The organism is Rhodococcus sp. IEGM 1372 (assembly GCF_030056835.1).
Taxonomy (GTDB): Bacteria; Actinomycetota; Actinomycetes; order Mycobacteriales; family Mycobacteriaceae; genus Rhodococcoides.
In genome coordinates this window covers 1-15,509 of record NZ_JASHKS010000036.1, presented here as the reverse complement: position 1 = coordinate 15,509, position 15,509 = coordinate 1, and the positions used below count along the sequence as shown (strand labels likewise).

Below are 15,509 nucleotides of genomic sequence, written 5' to 3'. Positions count from 1 at the left end.
GGTCTAGTCCCAGCAGCGAACCCGCGTGTCGCCCGCGACTCACTCAGCCTTACTCCCCTCGCGCCCGTCTGCGATCTTCCGAAGTGAAGGCTGAAACCGAACGCGCATCGACACCGGCCGAGCGCTTTCGATGCTGATAGTCCGCCACCGAATCGAGGGCCGCCGTCACACCGACCGACGTCGACACGTACGTCATCGACTTGTCCCGCTGAAACCCCAGATCGGCACCCACCTCGACTGCGTCGATGTTCGATCCCAGGAACACGAAGTCCCAGCTGTACTCGGCTTCCTGCCGCTGGATCAGCTCTCGCACAGCAGAATTGGTCCACTCTCGACTCGCGTTCTCATGACCGTCGGTCATCACGAGCACTGTCACCGAGCCCGGGCGCTCGTCCTCCGGTGTCGCGGCCAACCCGGCACCGACCTCGCTGACGAGCCGGCCGATCGCGTCGTACAACGCGGTGCCACCCCGCGGCTGGAGAACGAGTGGTGCGACGTCCTCGATGGGCACATTGTCGTAGACCAGCTCGTACCGGTTGTCGAACTGAGCCAGCGTGACCACGGTCCGACCGTCGGCCTGACGCTCCCTGGTGATGAACGAGTCGAATCCGCCGCGGGTATCGTCGGCGATGGAGCGCATCGAGCCGGACCGGTCGAGCAGTGCAGCGACGAGGGACAGTTGAGGGTTGGTCATAGCTTCCTCCTTCAGGTCGCAGCCCAAACTGCAACGAACGAAATAGATTCGGCGAGAATGCGAGTGCTGTTCGCGTCGATCATCGGAGGGCGACGGCCGTTCCGCCCGAGAACGCCGAGTCGTGCAGCTCGATCTCGGCGGGCACGGTCCCGACGGGGACGTCGAACACAACGGTCGTGTCCAGCGCATTGCCCGGGTTGATCTGTTCGTAGCCGATGCCCTCGTCGAGGTAAGCAGTCGCGAGGCTGTCGACCGAGTACTGCTTGCCGTCGGCGTCGAGCAACTTCTGAGAGGACGCGTCCAAGCTCTGTGCTCGGTCGCCGATGTTGCGCACGGTCATGGTCACCTGGACGTACTCGCCCTGCGCAGTCTGCGTCAGGTACTCCGAGCCGACGGTCGTGACGGGTGGCGCGACGGCCGTGACGATGAACTCGAACTTGCCGTCACGCACTGCTACGCCGATTCCCGGCTGAGCCGGCTCGGCCGGGGCTGCAGGAGCCGCTTCTTCCGACGCCGAGGATCCGGCCGGCGCGGGAGCTGTCGGGCTCTCCGACGAACCACCACCGATGAGCCGAATAAGGACACCCAGCACGACGATCGCTAGGATGACGGTCAGGATCTTGTGTCGGGCAAACCAACTCTTCTTCTGCTCGGGAGCGGGCGGGGCGTACTGCTGCTGGGGGTTCGGGTTGTGGTTGGTCATGTCGAAATTCCTCTCGTTCGGCGATGCATCAACCACACCGCAGTCGGCCCCGTCCGCGCCTCGGCTGACCGGTCGGTGCGCCTCGTCCTTTCGGTCGCATCCGATCGGTCATGCGGACCGTTCGGACGATTCGCGGTGTCAGTGCTCCGCCGTACGCTGCAGTTCGTGAGCACCCACCGGACAGGCACCCTGCGCCGCAAAGCCTGGACTACGGCGGCGGTGGTCTTCAGCCTGTTCTGCTCGATGATGACCGCGGGGCTAGCGGGCTCGTCCGGGACGCCAGGGTGGAACCTGGGCATCGGCGTCGCGCTCAACCTGATCGCCGGCGTCGCTCTGATCTGGCGACACGAGCGGCCGTGGGTGGTTCTGGGACTGGCGCTGGCCGGGCCGCTGTTCTTCGCCACCGATGCGACGGCCGCGTTGATTGCACTGTTTGCCGTCGGTGCGTTCGCACGCACCAAGCCGCTCGTGCTTGCTGCCGTCACGGTGTACATCGCGTGCGGGGTGTCGTTGACGTACGACGCCCATCGCAGTCGGTACTACTCCGTCCTGACCATAGGTTCGACGAAGGCCGAGGACGGGTCTGTGCCGGTGGAATGGGACGTCCCGGCGTGGATTCCGTGGGTCGTCGCGGCAGTCCTCGTCGGGTTGGTGGTGGGTGGCGCAATACTGCGCCGCACGCGATCCGATCTGACGGAGGCCGTGGTCAGTCGAGACAAGGTGACAGTGGAGTCCAACGCACTTCGTGAGGAGATGCTGCTCAACGCGGAACGCGCCCGCATCGCCCGCGACATGCACGACACACTCGCTGCCAGCCTCAGTCGCATCTCGCTGTTCGCAGGCGGAATGCAGGTCAACAGCGCCGACGGGCCCGAGAAGGTAGCCCAGACGGCGTCGTTGATTCGGCAGACTGCTCACGATGCGTTGGATGAGCTCAAGCGCATCATCGGCGTGCTGCGCGGATCGGCCGATGCCTCGAGCGGTGGCCGGCAAAGCGTCGAGGGCATCTCCGATCTGGTGCACTCGGCGCGGGACGCAGGCTTGCACACGACGCTGATGCTCGACGTGACGCCCGGTGAAATTGGTGCTATGAGCAGTCATGTGGCGTATCGGGTGGTGCAGGAATCGCTCACCAATGCGCAGAAGCATGCTGCCGGTTCGACTATTCGGGTGGCGGTGTACGGGTCCGATCAGGCAGGCGTGCGCGTCGAGATACGCAATCAGCTGATGGGGCAACCCGCGTCCGCGCATGGGTCTGGCACGGGTTTGGCGGGATTGGCCGAACAGGTCCACGGGGTGGGCGGCACGTTCAGTGCCGGTGCTCAGCCGGGCGAGTTCGTGGTGGCGTGCTGGTTGCCGTGGTACTCCTGACGGGCAGTGTCGGAGTGGCGTTCTAAGCTCAGCGAACCATGACAGCGCCAGCCGTGATCACAGTTCTGATCGTCGACGACGACCCCTTCGTTCGGCGGGGAGTGACCGACATATTCGCGAAGACCCCGGACATTTCGGTGGTGGCCGACGTGGAGGACGGCGACCAGGTGCCTGCTGCGGTGGCGGCGTTCCGGCCGCATGTGGTGCTGATGGATCTTCAGATGCGACGGGTCGGCGGACTGGACTCCACCCGCGAGTTGATGAGGCTGGCAGAACCACCGAAGGTCATCGCGATGACGGCGATGGATGTGGACGATCTGGTGGTACGGGCCATCGAGGCGGGGGCGCACAGCTTCCTGAGCAAAAGCGAGGCACCCGAGACGTTCCATCAGTCGGTTCGAGCAGTCGCATCAGGCAACACGTTGTTCAGCGAGGACTCGCTCCGGAAAATAGTGGCGACGTCGATGTTGCCGGCGGCCCCGCGGTCGGTGTCGATGGACGTGCTGAGCCCACGGGAACGAGATGTGCTGCGCATCTTGGCTACTGGTTCGACCAATGCGGACATCTCCTCCGAGCTCTACCTCAGCGAAACGACGGTGAAGACCCATATCTCCGGGATCTTCGTGAAACTCGGTGTACGCAATCGAGTCGAGGCGGCACTGGCTGCCTTCCGAGCGGGAATGGTCACGTGAGCGAATCAAGCCACGATCGCCGGCCACCTGACCTCGAACTGCCGTTAAACAGTATGCATCTCGGCAATGAACGGTCATAGTTGGAGCGCGAGGCATCTAATACGGCACTTGCTCCACAACACCCAATACCGCACCGACGTCGGCGGCAGCGAGATCAGCAGCAATCCTTCAACCGCGACTGAAACTCGGATAGACACGCTCGACAAGCTGCGGACAGTGGTATCGGGTGTATACGCAGAAATGCTTTCGCATTAAGTCGAGAACCAGCGCGCCTGCGGACTTCGACACCCGAGGATCGGAGATCAACCTCGTGAGCGCGTCCAGCCCTTCAATCCAAAGCTTTAGAGTGTCAGCCCCCGCGTCCTCGTAGCCAGTCTCTAGGACCTCGACGCCGGGGTGATCAGCGAAGAAGCCATCGATGTCCACTATGGACGAATCGAGCACGCTTTCTCGGATGTTGACGAATCCGGCGAGTTGACCGCCGCGCTCTTTGTCAGCGTTGAGAACGAAGACTTCCATCTTCCCAACGCTCACGCAAAATCGACGCGGAAATTTGCTGCTGCTATAAGTTCCTGTGCTGACCGACCAGTATTGAAACTCGGTCGCTCGAGGGGACGGGATGCACGACTCGATGTAGGTACGCAGGAGTGATGTGACAGCGTCTTCATCGGGATGTTCGAGGTAGCGGCGGGCCGCCGTCGAATATCGAATCGACTGAGCTGACAGTTCTTTCAGCGGTGTCCGATCAAGAGCATTGAACGCAGCCGGTCCCGCAGACCAATCTTCTTGCGCCGCCGGGTTCAACAACTCGCTGAGCACGTCGACACCGTAGGTGATGCTCGCGTTCAGTACATTCCGAAGCGGCGCACCAGTGGATTCCAGTTCGTGCGTGAGTCCCCGCTCCACACGTTTGAGTTCCTGCTTCGATGCAGCACTAGGCAGAAGGCGCACCGCAGCGACCTCGTCTCCCCACTTCGCCTTGTGTCCACCCATCCGCGACCGTAAATCAACGGATTCTCCAAGATAGTAAGAGTCATTCTCGAATCGCAGGAGGTAGTAGCCACTTCGCTTCGGGCCGGCCGCAGGCAGACCGATATTTGTTACGTCCGGAAAATCTATTTCAGGACCGAATCCATGATCCTCAGCCCACCGAGCGACAGTCGTATGCAGAATTAGGTTCATGCCACACTCCCGCCCACAGAAGATTCACTGCACTTTTTCCAACCAGGAGCAACAATCACCAGGGCTCGACTTCCAAACTTTTACTGGCACGACAGTAGAGTCGCTGTTCACGTAGTACTACGGTATCCACACAAGGAAAGCCTACGTCTCGCCACCGACACAAGTCGCTCACGTGGATCCGAACGACGCTCGGTAATCGCTTGCCAGCGAGAAGTCCGAGTCTTCGATACCAGAGACTGCATTCGCGATCAAATCCGAATGTTCCTGCAAAACTGTAGCTTTGACGAAACTATCCGTCACCACAGGTTCTTCGATGTCATTCCCAGCCACCGACGTTGCAGCGCGCAACAATTTGAGCGCTTCCTTCTGCTGCCAGGGCGTCAGCGGTTGCGACGTCACCAGCTCGATGACAAATGTCCGAGCCACCGGCGTCGCCTCTATCGACTGAACCGAGGATGCACCGATAGCTGGCGTCCGACGGGACCGATTCAGCGAAATGACCGTCCTGGGTTCTCCGGCCAAGAAGTCCCCCGGCAGCTCATGGGCTTTCGCTGCCATCAGCGATACCTGGGCTGAAACGGACGACCCCTTGAACCAACCGCGGCCGGCAGTGACCAACCCTCGATTGGAGAGATGGCGAACCGCGGGCAGAAACTTTGCACTGGTCTGCGGCGTCAGCTGTCCGATGCGATGCCCCTCCACGCGTACCTCGACAAGCTTCTTCTCGGTCTTCGCAGTGCTGACGTCGATTTCATGCAAAGTGACCAGTACCTCGAGCTCGCCCTCTGGCTCGACGAAATGTCGAAGAATCTCGAAATGGTCGTCGGCCTTCGTCACCTGAACCGAGTATCCGTGGGGCAACATCGTGTACGGCACATCGGGAGGCTCGTTGCCAGGAAGAATGAGGTGTGGCTCGCTGAGTTGCACACCAATGTTGATGTCCAGATCCAGCGGTACACCCGGCCTGTCATCCCACCGGTTCTGGTCGTAAGCGCGAATGGACGCGGGCACCGTCGGAACGAGTCCTCGATCGATGAGGCCAATCAACCGACTGTGGAACAGAATTGCCCGCTCACGCGCCAAGTAGCCGATCAAGTGGTTGGACGCCCGAACTGACACAGCGTATCGATCGTGCGGATTTCCGGGCTCAGGGATCAACTCGACCGTGCGTCGAACGGTTGAGCCCGACGGGTCGAAGTCCGAACCCAGGGTGGCTCGGATCGCATCGATATAGGCGTGGACACCGACAACTTCTTCGTTGCACCAGTCTCCCTGACCGCCCCACAACGGGTAGGGCTGCCACTGCCCACCTGCATTGCCCATCGAAAGTCTCCTCGTCTCGCCGAACAGGCAGCACGCTATCCGACCGTACGGACACCGCAGCACCGAACCACCCAAGCGGTCTGGTCGACATCATTCATCCGAATGAACCCATCGCCGCGACTGGGCACGATTACCTTGACGAGACGAAATGGGCGGTCCCCTTTCGCTCGGGTGACGAGGTCAGCGAAGTGTTGATACAGATCGTTCCTACCCCCTCGTCCGCGACCCCATCACCGAGTTGGCGGCAACCATCGATTGGCCGGTGCAATTCGATCGAGTGGTCACATCACACGGGGGCTGTACGTCTCTCAACCAGAGGGCTTCCCAATCTGGTTGGGCCGAAACAAGATCACAGTCTTGTAAGCCGACTTTTGTTGGCTGCAGGGATACCGCGTCGAGCTATCGGACATCGCGGAACACGAGTAGCCGACCAACCCAAGTTCATTCTGAGCTCTCCGTCGCGCTCCTTCGACAACGTCGATTCGCGGACATCGCCGGCATTCCGTGGAACGTTCCCGCAACTAGCGACGATCTCTTACGGTGAGAGCAATGCCGTTCTGCTGCCCACCAGTGGGGCGGCAACGACCGAGTAGTGCGGAGATCTGATGACCCAGCCCCAACTGACTGACGCGACTCACCGAATAGAGGAAGGTGGCCTCGTCGTCGAGTTGTTCGCCCATCCTGCGGTGAACCTCGCGCTGGTCCACAACGGGGTTCCTTTGATCACGGCTCTGTCTATCCGGAATGCGTCGAACCAAGACACGATCGACGTCCAGGCGTCGGTCCAGTTGTTCGGACGCGGGCATCCCATCTCTCCCGAGTGCGACGAGGTTAACGACGGTCCGCTGGCTCCGGGCTCTGCTCTTCAGTGGGACAACTTCGCTGAAGTCGTGCCTGAGGTCGATCATTTGCAGGAACTCAACGAGAGTTATCCGGCGACCATATACGTGAGCGTCAAGCATTTGTGGAGTCGACCGATCCAGCTCAAGGTGCCAATAAGGGTTCTGGCACACAACGAATGGTTCAACGCGCCGGTTTATTACTCGTCCCTAGCCGCGTTCGTGCAGCCCAACACTCGGGCAGTTTCGTCGGTCCTCGCCATCGCCAGCACACTCCTGGAGGAGCAGACCGGCAACTCGTCGCTGGGTGGATATCAGTCCGGGCCGGAGCGCGCCGCCTATATTGCAGGCGCGATCTACGAGGCCCTCCGATCGAAGGGCATTCGATACATTAGCCCGCCTGCTTCGTTCGAGCAGTCTGGCCAGAAGATCCGCACTACAGCGCAGGTGCTGGAGGAGAGGTTCGGCACCTGCATCGATTTGGCAGTCACGTACGCTGCGTGCCTCGAAGCCGCTGGGCTGCGTCCTGTGCTGTGGCTCAAAAAAGGTCACGCGTTCGCAGGCTTCATGCGTGAGGAGACGAATCTCGCGAGCGCCACGGTGACCGATACGAATACGATGGTCAACCTCGTGGAATCGAACACGGTCGTCCCCGTCGAAGCTCAATTCTACGACTTCGCGCAAACCGGGACTTTCGCCAGTGCCGTCACCATGGCTCGACGACACTTCGCGTCCCCGGGGACACTATTGGGCGTCACCGCGGTGACGACGGCGCGTAAAGACGGTATCCGGCCGCTCCCGACCGCGGACGACGTCGCGATCGAGACGGTAGACGACGACTCCGACGCCGCGGCGGACAGAATCGAGCTTCCGTCTGATTTGGTCCGAGCTGCCGCTGAGCACGATGCAGTGTTCGACCCCACCGATAACTCCCCGGCTCGCGTGCAGAAGTGGAAACGATCTCTGCTGGACCTCAGTACACGAAACAGGCTGCTGAATCTTAAAGCTGCCAAGGAGGTCATCGATCTCCACATACCGAAATCCGGTCTGGCAATTCTCGACGACCTCGTTCACGCCAACGTAGCCATCGAGCTGATGCCCAACGACGAGATCAGTGACATCCACGAGCTCCGGGGTGCCCGTCTTGCGCAGAACATCGACAACGATGTGCTGCTGGAATACCTGCAGAAGAGCAAAAAGCTTTATGCCGCTGTCACCAAGGCGAAGTACGCGACTCAGCTCAAGAGTCTGCAACGGTCGGCCCGAACGATGTTCGAGGAGACCGGATCGGCCAATCTCTATCTGACCTTCGGAGCGCTCGTCCACACCACGTCCACAGGACGCGAAGCACGAGCTCCCCTGTTTCTGCTTCCGGTCAAAATCACGGGAGGCACCGGGAACGCACCGTTCAAGGTTGTAATCGACTCATCGGAGATTTCCAACCCGAACTACTGCCTAGTCGAATGGCTACGTCTGAAACACAACGCCTCAATCCCCGCGTTGCAGAACCCGCCGACGGACGATTCGGGAATCGACATCGATCTAGCTCTGCAGCAGATCCGGGGCTCACTGGTCGAGCACAACCTGTCATTCCGGATCGACGAATGCACATCACTCGGGATCTGCCAGTTCGGCACCTTCGGAATGTGGAAGGACCTCGACGAACACTGGGAAATACTGCAGAAGAGCGCGATCGTGCACCACCTCGTGCATTCCGCTGGCGAGTCCTTCCTCGACAACGCCCGCCCGCAGGGTCAGGATCTCGACAATGTGCCGGTCGAGGAAATCGAAGTGCCCGTTCCCATTCCTGCGGACGGGTCCCAGCTACGCGCCGTGGCACTCGCGGCCGATGGACACAGCTTCGTACTCGAAGGTCCTCCTGGTACGGGGAAGTCTCAGACGATTACCAACCTGATCGCCCACACCCTCGCGCAGGGGAAGTCGGTGCTGTTCGTCGCCGAAAAACAGGCAGCCCTAGATGTGGTGAAGCGACGACTCGAGAAGATTGGCCTATCCGATTTCACACTCGACCTACACGGAAAAAATCAGCGACCACAAGCCATCCGTGACCAGCTGAAGAAGGCCATCGACCTGGACGCACAATACAACGAGCGGTTGTGGCAAGCCAGCCTCGCCACCATGCGTTCGCGACACGCGCCTCTCGCGGAGTATCCGAAAGTCTTGCACGACACCAACGGAGTGGGCCTGTCCATGTGGTCGGCCACCGACACCGCGATGGGTCTGCCAGACGGTCCAACAGCGGACATTCCCCACAGCTTCGTCGCGCAGCCGGCGGTTCCCATCGCCGACATCGAACACTCTCTACGACTCTTCGCTCGGTCCGCGCGCAGCGCTCGTCCGACGACCGACAACGAATGGAACCTGGTCGGGGGTCTCGACGACGTAATCTCGGAATCGACCCTGTCGACACTCGCCTCCGGAATGGACCGAGACCTCGCTCTTGCGCACTCGTCCGCGTTCGCTCGTGGCGCGCTCGAACGGGCGACCGACGCAGCGTCCCTTCGCACAATGGCGGACAAAGCCGAACAACTGTCTCGCTTTCCAGTTCCTTCAATTAAGCTGCTGGACAGGGCGTCTCGTAGAGACTGGCATGGCGCGCGAGACGCTCTTCTCCGTTCTATCAACGATTTTCAGAATTCCGTGCGGGCGGTATCCGACACCTTTACGCCCTTGTTCGTCGCTACCGGCGAAATCGAGCCCGTAGTTGTGGCCGCGACCGAAGCAACCCACGGGCTCTTCGGCAAGAAAAAGCGGGTCGAGGCCTTCCATCACCTGACCGCGTCTCTAGTCGCTCCTGGCGTGTCACTCACCCCAGAGCAGGCTCTGCCTCTCTTGCAGACGCTTCCGGGCGCGCGGACCGACGCTCTCGACGTCACCGGGCGCATGACGGACCTTCTGCTCGACTTCGCACCGCAATGGTGGAGCCCGTTCGACCCTGACGCTGCAGTTCAACTGCAGCCACTTATCGAGCACGTCGAGAAAACAACCGCGATGCGACGAAACGATCCGGCGTCGTGGTCCTTCATCGTCGAATGCGGATCGATTCCAGAGACCGATCTTGCAACGGTGCGCTCGCTCGCCGCGGGGTGGACGCAGTGGATTGCTGCGCTCGGCACTACCCCGGAGTCGCTCGCCCGCTGGCTCGGCGACGATACTTGGCCTCAGAAGTGGTCCAAGGACTGCCAGCGATGGGTCGACTCTCTCAGTATCGACGGCATCCACACGGTTCAGCAATATTCGTCGACGACTTCGTATCTGGACCCGCTCAGGTCGGCCGGCCTGCAGGACTTCGTCAATCAGTTGCTTAGCGGGTCGATTTCGTCGTCGGACGCCGAGCTGTCCTTCATTCGCGGTGTGGCCGCGACCTCCGCACAAGAACGCCGGCGGCGAGCCGGCCTGGTGCACTTCGATCCTGAACAGCGCTACGGCGAGGTCGACGATTTCTCTGCTGCGGCCGACGCTCAACGTAAAGAGCAAGTGGTGGCGCTTCGATCACTTCTGTTGGGACGCAGGCCGTTCAAGGCAGGGCAGCTGACAGATGAGGTGGGCAAGTTGCGTCGCCTGCTCGATGCGAAGCGTGGCGGCCAAACGTTCCGCCAGTTGATCACTCGTTATCCGGACCACATCGTGTCAGCGACGCCGTGCTTCTTTGTCAGCCCGACCTCGTTAGCACAGTTCGTCCCGCCAGGGACAGTGACGTTCGACGTGGTCGTGTTCGACGAAGCATCGCAGGTCACCGTCCCCCAAGCAGTCGGTGCCCTGGGACGTGGTCGGTCGGGTGTCATCGTCGGCGATTCGCAGCAGATGCCACCGACCGCCGTCGGCAAAGCGACGGCCGGCGACGGCGACGACGTGTTGGACGACGAGGAAGTAGTTCCAGAAGATCTCGACAGCATTCTGTCCGAAGCCGTCGAATCCGGGATCCCACGCCAGTGGTTGTCGTGGCACTACCGGAGCCAGGACGAGTCGTTGATCGCGTTCTCTAACGAAAAATACTACGAAGGCCGCCTAGCCAGCTTGCCAACACCAGGCGGGGACGAGTCGCTCGGTGTCGAATGGCGTCGTGTACAGGGACATTTCAACCGCGAGAACACCAAACAACGCCATCGCACCAACCTCGTAGAGGCGGAAGCGATCGTTGGGGAGGTGCGTAGGCGACTTGCGAACGCGCACACGGCCAACGAGAGCATCGGAATCGTCACGTTCAATACTCAGCAGCAGACTCTCGTACGCGATCTTCTGGAGGAGTGCCGAGACCCCCTGGTGGCGGAGCAGCTCAGAGAAGACAAAGAAGACGGCCTTTTCGTGAAGAACCTTGAGAACGTGCAGGGCGACGAAAGGGACGTCATTCTGTTTTCGACGGCGTTCTCCAAGAAGCCAGGTGACTCCAAGCTCGTACTCAATTTTGGTCCGCTGACCCGCGCCGGTGGTGAGAAGCGGTGGAACGTAGCCATCACTCGGGCGCGGCGCAAGGTCATCGTGTTCACCTCATTCGATCCAGCGGATATCGACCTGAACCGAACGAACTCCGTCGGTATGGCACATCTGCGTGGTTACCTGGAACGGACCGCGCAGCTCGGCGAAGTAACCGAGACCGACGTTCGGTGGGAGTCGGTCGACGCCGTCCTACGCTCGCTCGGTCAGAGTCTGATCGAACGCGGCTACGAAGTACGCCCCGGATACGGGTTGTCCGACTTCGTGCTCGATCTTGTTGTCCGTCAACCGGGCAGTGCTCATTGGCAAGTAGCGGTTCTAACAGACGGACCACAGTGGGCAAAACGGCCTACCGTTTCCGACAGGGACATGACTCCCCTACTACTCCAGTCGATGATGGGGTGGGGCGGTCTGGTTCGTGTCTGGCTGCCGGAGTGGATTGACAACCCGAACGCGGTTCTCGATCGTATTTCCGACGCCGTTGCCCGCGCAGCGCAGTTCGACGAAGAACGCGCAGCACGTCGTGAATCCGACGCCGAGGACTGGCAAGCATCCATCGACGAGCTGGCCGAGATTGCCGCCCTCGACACCCCCGACACAGAGTTGGAGGTCTCTGCGGACATAGAGCTCGAGAACGTGCCCATGCCTGCGGAACCGGATCTCGAGTACGCCAGGATCGCGAGTGCCATCGAGGAGCAACATCAGATACGACTGTCCAGTACGCGCGACATCCACGAGAAGGCCGCGCTGTACCTGGAAGCACCGACCACGCGTCTAGGCGGACGTGAGGACCTCGAGCGGGACCAGTCTCCCAGCGTTCGCGCAACCATCGTCGACGCGATACGTGCTGTCGTGGAGATTGAGGGCCCCATCGAAGTAGACAGGCTGTGTCGGCAGATCGGTACTCGTTTTGGCTTCGATCGCCTGCGAGCCGCTCGGAAAGAATTGATCGAGCGGTGTATTCCTGGCGAGCTGCTCCGCAGTGGCCTGGGCGGCGACTTCGTCTGGCCGGCAGGGTTGGACTCCGAGTCATGGCGCGGGTTCCGCATCACTCAAACGGGACTCACTCGACCACTCGGAGAAATCGGCCCGGAAGAGATTGCGAATGCGATGATGTTCGTGGCCGATGGCAGCGCCCTGGCGCAGTCGGATCTGTTCCGCCAGACGCTGGCCCAGTTCGATCAGAAGCGTCTCACCGCGCAGACCGTTGAACGACTCCGCCATTGCCTCGATCTCGCGCTACGCACCAGCCGAATGATGCAGGTCGGTGATCTTTACGCGAGCGGTTCCTGACTCCACCCCCGAAATGCACCTCGATTGAAAGGCTCAGTGCAGCATGACCTTGGACGAGTTCCTTACCGACGCCGCGAGTAGGTCTGCGGACAACGCGGTGACGCTGACCATCAGGGACTTGCTCGGCCGGTGGGGAGCGAAGCGCCGCGACGCAGAGACGGTTCAGTCCATTTCGTCGGACCTCGCAGCGTACGGATTACAGGCGTTACCGTCGTTCGAGGTGAGCTGGATCGACACGGAAATCAAACTGATCGCTCATGCTGCGTCTGGCGAGCCCAGTACCGATGATTGGGAACCTCGGCCAACCTCGACCGACACCGAGGATGTGTCGCTGACCGTCTCGAGTCTGCAATCCGCGACCGGTGGGGTCACGCGTGTACGGCCCGACGAGAGCGTGATCAAGGCAAGGTCACTCATGCATCGCCATGACTTTTCGCAGCTACCCGTGATGAAAAGTGAACGCGCGCTGGTCGGCGTCATCAGCTGGGAATCTATCGCAAAGGGTCGTCTCGACGGCGATGTCGACACCGTGAGCAGTGTGCTTGCATCGGCTGCAACCGTCGCATTGACAGCCGACCTCCTCGCATCCATTCCTCGCATCATCGAATCCGGATACGTGTTCGTGGAGGACAACACGAAACGGGTTACAGGAATCGTCACAACCTCCGATCTCAGCCAACAATTCGAACTGCTAGCTGGGCCGTTCTTGCTGATTGGCGAGACCGAGAGACGGCTGCGTCGGCTGATCGACAAGTGGTTCGCGGTCGACACCATCAGGGATGCGGTCCACGACTCACCAGAACGCCGAAAGAAGGTGGTGAACGCCTCCGGATTGACCATCGGCGAGATGATGAAATTGTTTGAGCCCGAATACAACTGGAAAACGTTGAGCTCTTTGGTTGACCGGAAGACCTTTCTTCAGGCTTTGGATGAGATGCGACGGTTGCGCAACGACATCATGCACTTCAACCCGGACCCACTCGATCAAACGGCCATCACCGGAACTCGGCAGTTTGCCAAGTGGTTGGAGTATTTGGACTCCGCCGCGGTCGCGAAGGAGTGACCTGAAACCCAAAGCAATCATCTGACTCCACGTCGAAGGAGCCGAAGCAGATCGGCCAAACGGTAGTCTCGTTACATCGACCTTCTTGATCGATAGTTGAGGTATTACCAGGCTCCTCTTCGCTGACAACTGGCAACAATAACGAAAAAACAGGAGAACGACATGGGCTTTCAGACTCCCTTGTACGAGCTGAATGACTACCTGAAGTGGACCTTGAGTGGGAGAATCCAACTTCCGGATTTCCAGCGTGGATACAAGTGGGAGGACGAGAGAATTCGTCAGCTCCTGGTTACCATTTTGCGAGGTCATCCACTCGGAGTTGTAATGCTTCTCCAAACGGGGAACGACCAGATACGATTCAAGCCCCGACCAATCGAGGGTACGCACATAGCGGATGGCACTGCTGCCGACCTGCTCTTACTTGATGGACAGCAGCGACTCACCTCGCTGACGCAGGCACTTACAGGAACTGGGATCGTACATACGATGGACAGCCGTGGAAAGCTTATGGACCGCCGTTACTATGTCGACATGTCGTTGGCCGTTCAGGGCGACGATCGTATCGACGAAGCGGTGCTATCAATTACCGGCGACGGGATCGAGCGGACCAACTTCGGCAAAGACGTCGTTCGGGACGTCTCGACGGCAGACAAAGAGCGAAGCGTAGGCCTTTTTCCTGCTCGTCTACTCTTCGGTGACGCGATGTCGTGGTTGTTCGATTTCGATGATCGGGATCTTGCCAAGCAGTTTAATGCCGACATAGTCAAACCTGCTGGTACTTACAATATTCCCGCGATCGAGCTGGGCAAGGAGACGAGTAAGTCTGCGGTCGCGACCGTATTCGAGAAGGTCAACGTTGGCGGTCTACCGCTCAATGTTTTCGAACTGCTCACGGCTACATTTGCCGGAGATGCGAAATACTTCGAGGCAAACGGCACAGATTTTCGCCTGAATGATAATTGGAAAGAAACCAAAGCCAAGTTCGCGAAGCATCCGGTACTCGCCAGCCTTGAAAATACAGACTTCCTACAGGCAGTCAGTCTTCTCGCAACAAGAAAACGCAATTTGGCGGACAAGAGCAATCGACCACCGGCCGTTTCTGCAAAGCGAGAGGATGTACTGAAGCTCTCACTCGAGGATTACCTGGAATGGGTAAAACCGCTACGAGAGGCTTTCGTTTGGGCCTCCGATTTCTTGGCGGACCGCCACATTTTCGATACTCGGTTTCTCCCCTACCCGAAGCAGTTGGTTCCGCTCGCAACCTTGCGAGTAGTAATTGGAAAATCAGCAGACTTACTCGGGCCGCGAGACAGACTCGTTCGATGGTTCTGGTGCGGAATACTCGGAGAACTGTATGGCGGTGCAATTGAGACCCGTTTTGTTCGAGACCTGGAGCAGGTACCGTCCTGGGTGCTCGGAGACGATGGTGCCGCTACACCAAATACGATCAATGACGCGACATTCGTCGAATCACGACTGCACTCCCTTCGCACTCGCCAGGCAGCAGCATACAAGGGCCTGTACGCACTACTTCTAGCAAACGAAGCTCGAGACTGGATGGAGGACAAGGCGCTCGATAAGGTTCAGTACGTCAGTTTGGCAGTAGATATTCATCACATCTTCCCCAAGAAGTGGTGCGCCAGTCATCAAATCAATGACGAAAGACGTGAGAGCATCGTCAATAAGACTGGCATTTCAGCGGTGACGAACAGGACGATCGGTGGCGCTGCACCATCGAGCTACTTGCTGCAAATCGAGAAAAAATCGCAAATCGAGGCCCAACGATTGGATAGCATTCTTGACGCGCACCTTGTCCCTTCCGCCGCTTTACGAACCGATTGGCGTGTCCCCAGTGAACGGGGCCATCTGGTTTTAGAGTCTTGTTGCCCATGAG

General features: G+C 59.8%; 9 protein-coding genes. 5 read left to right on the top strand and 4 right to left on the bottom strand.

What is annotated here, in order from left to right; genetic code table 11:
• Positions 1-49: 49 nt before the first annotated feature.
• Both QM590_RS21220 and QM590_RS21215 read right to left on the bottom strand, forming a co-directional pair.
• Positions 50-694: a vWA domain-containing protein gene (locus tag QM590_RS21220; protein ID WP_269596306.1), complete on the bottom strand. Its 645-nt coding sequence runs from the start codon at positions 692-694 to the stop codon at positions 50-52.
• A gap of 79 nt (positions 695-773) precedes the next feature.
• Complete coding sequence (locus QM590_RS21215) at positions 774-1,397, bottom strand: DUF4352 domain-containing protein (RefSeq protein ID WP_269596305.1); 624 nt, start codon at positions 1,395-1,397, stop codon at positions 774-776.
• Positions 1,398-1,532: 135 nt separating this feature from the next.
• Between QM590_RS21215 and QM590_RS21210 the strand changes: the two genes are divergently transcribed.
• The gene (locus tag QM590_RS21210; protein ID WP_269596304.1) at positions 1,533-2,768 is read left to right on the top strand and encodes a sensor histidine kinase; all 1,236 of its coding nucleotides are present in this window, start codon (positions 1,533-1,535) and stop codon (positions 2,766-2,768) included.
• 38 nt (positions 2,769-2,806) lie between these two features.
• Positions 2,807-3,460 carry a response regulator gene (locus tag QM590_RS21205; protein ID WP_269596303.1) on the top strand — a complete coding sequence of 218 codons (654 nt, stop codon included), beginning with the start codon at positions 2,807-2,809 and terminating at the stop codon, positions 3,458-3,460.
• Positions 3,461-3,628: 168 nt separating this feature from the next.
• On the opposite strand, the gene QM590_RS21200 is transcribed toward QM590_RS21205, so the two are convergent.
• Together QM590_RS21200 and QM590_RS21195 are read right to left on the bottom strand one after the other, a co-directional pair.
• Positions 3,629-4,642, bottom strand: coding sequence for a GIY-YIG nuclease family protein (locus QM590_RS21200; RefSeq protein WP_269596302.1), 1,014 nt, complete (start codon positions 4,640-4,642; stop codon positions 3,629-3,631).
• A gap of 168 nt (positions 4,643-4,810) precedes the next feature.
• Entirely contained in the window at positions 4,811-5,965 is a 1,155-nt protein-coding gene (locus QM590_RS21195) for a hypothetical protein (RefSeq protein ID WP_269596301.1), read from the bottom strand.
• A gap of 605 nt (positions 5,966-6,570) precedes the next feature.
• On the opposite strand from QM590_RS21195, the gene proA reads away from it, so the two are divergent.
• From proA to QM590_RS21175, 3 genes are all read left to right on the top strand, one after another.
• The gene (gene proA / locus QM590_RS25995) at positions 6,571-12,552 is read left to right on the top strand and encodes an anti-phage protein ProA (RefSeq protein ID WP_502942417.1); all 5,982 of its coding nucleotides are present in this window, start codon (positions 6,571-6,573) and stop codon (positions 12,550-12,552) included.
• 43 nt (positions 12,553-12,595) lie between these two features.
• Positions 12,596-13,615: a CBS domain-containing anti-phage protein gene (locus tag QM590_RS21180; protein ID WP_269596300.1), complete on the top strand. Its 1,020-nt coding sequence runs from the start codon at positions 12,596-12,598 to the stop codon at positions 13,613-13,615.
• Between the two features lie 162 nt (positions 13,616-13,777).
• Positions 13,778-15,508, top strand: a complete 1,731-nt coding sequence (locus QM590_RS21175; RefSeq protein WP_269596299.1) for a DUF262 domain-containing protein — start codon at positions 13,778-13,780, stop codon at positions 15,506-15,508.
• The last annotated feature ends 1 nt before the right edge of the window (position 15,509 follow it).

Excerpts from the sequence above, each read along its gene's own strand:
- QM590_RS21175 (WP_269596299.1), top strand. The coding sequence starts at position 13,778 with ATGGGCTTTCAGACTCCCTTGTACGAGCTGAATGACTACCTGAAGTGG.
- QM590_RS21195 (WP_269596301.1), bottom strand. The coding sequence starts at position 5,965 with ATGGGCAATGCAGGTGGGCAGTGGCAGCCCTACCCGTTGTGGGGCGGT.
- QM590_RS21205 (WP_269596303.1), top strand. The coding sequence starts at position 2,807 with ATGACAGCGCCAGCCGTGATCACAGTTCTGATCGTCGACGACGACCCC.
- QM590_RS21215 (WP_269596305.1), bottom strand. The coding sequence starts at position 1,397 with ATGACCAACCACAACCCGAACCCCCAGCAGCAGTACGCCCCGCCCGCT.
- proA (WP_502942417.1), top strand. The coding sequence starts at position 6,571 with ATGACCCAGCCCCAACTGACTGACGCGACTCACCGAATAGAGGAAGGT.
- QM590_RS21200 (WP_269596302.1), bottom strand. The coding sequence starts at position 4,642 with ATGAACCTAATTCTGCATACGACTGTCGCTCGGTGGGCTGAGGATCAT.
- QM590_RS21180 (WP_269596300.1), top strand. The coding sequence starts at position 12,596 with ATGACCTTGGACGAGTTCCTTACCGACGCCGCGAGTAGGTCTGCGGAC.
- QM590_RS21220 (WP_269596306.1), bottom strand. The coding sequence starts at position 694 with ATGACCAACCCTCAACTGTCCCTCGTCGCTGCACTGCTCGACCGGTCC.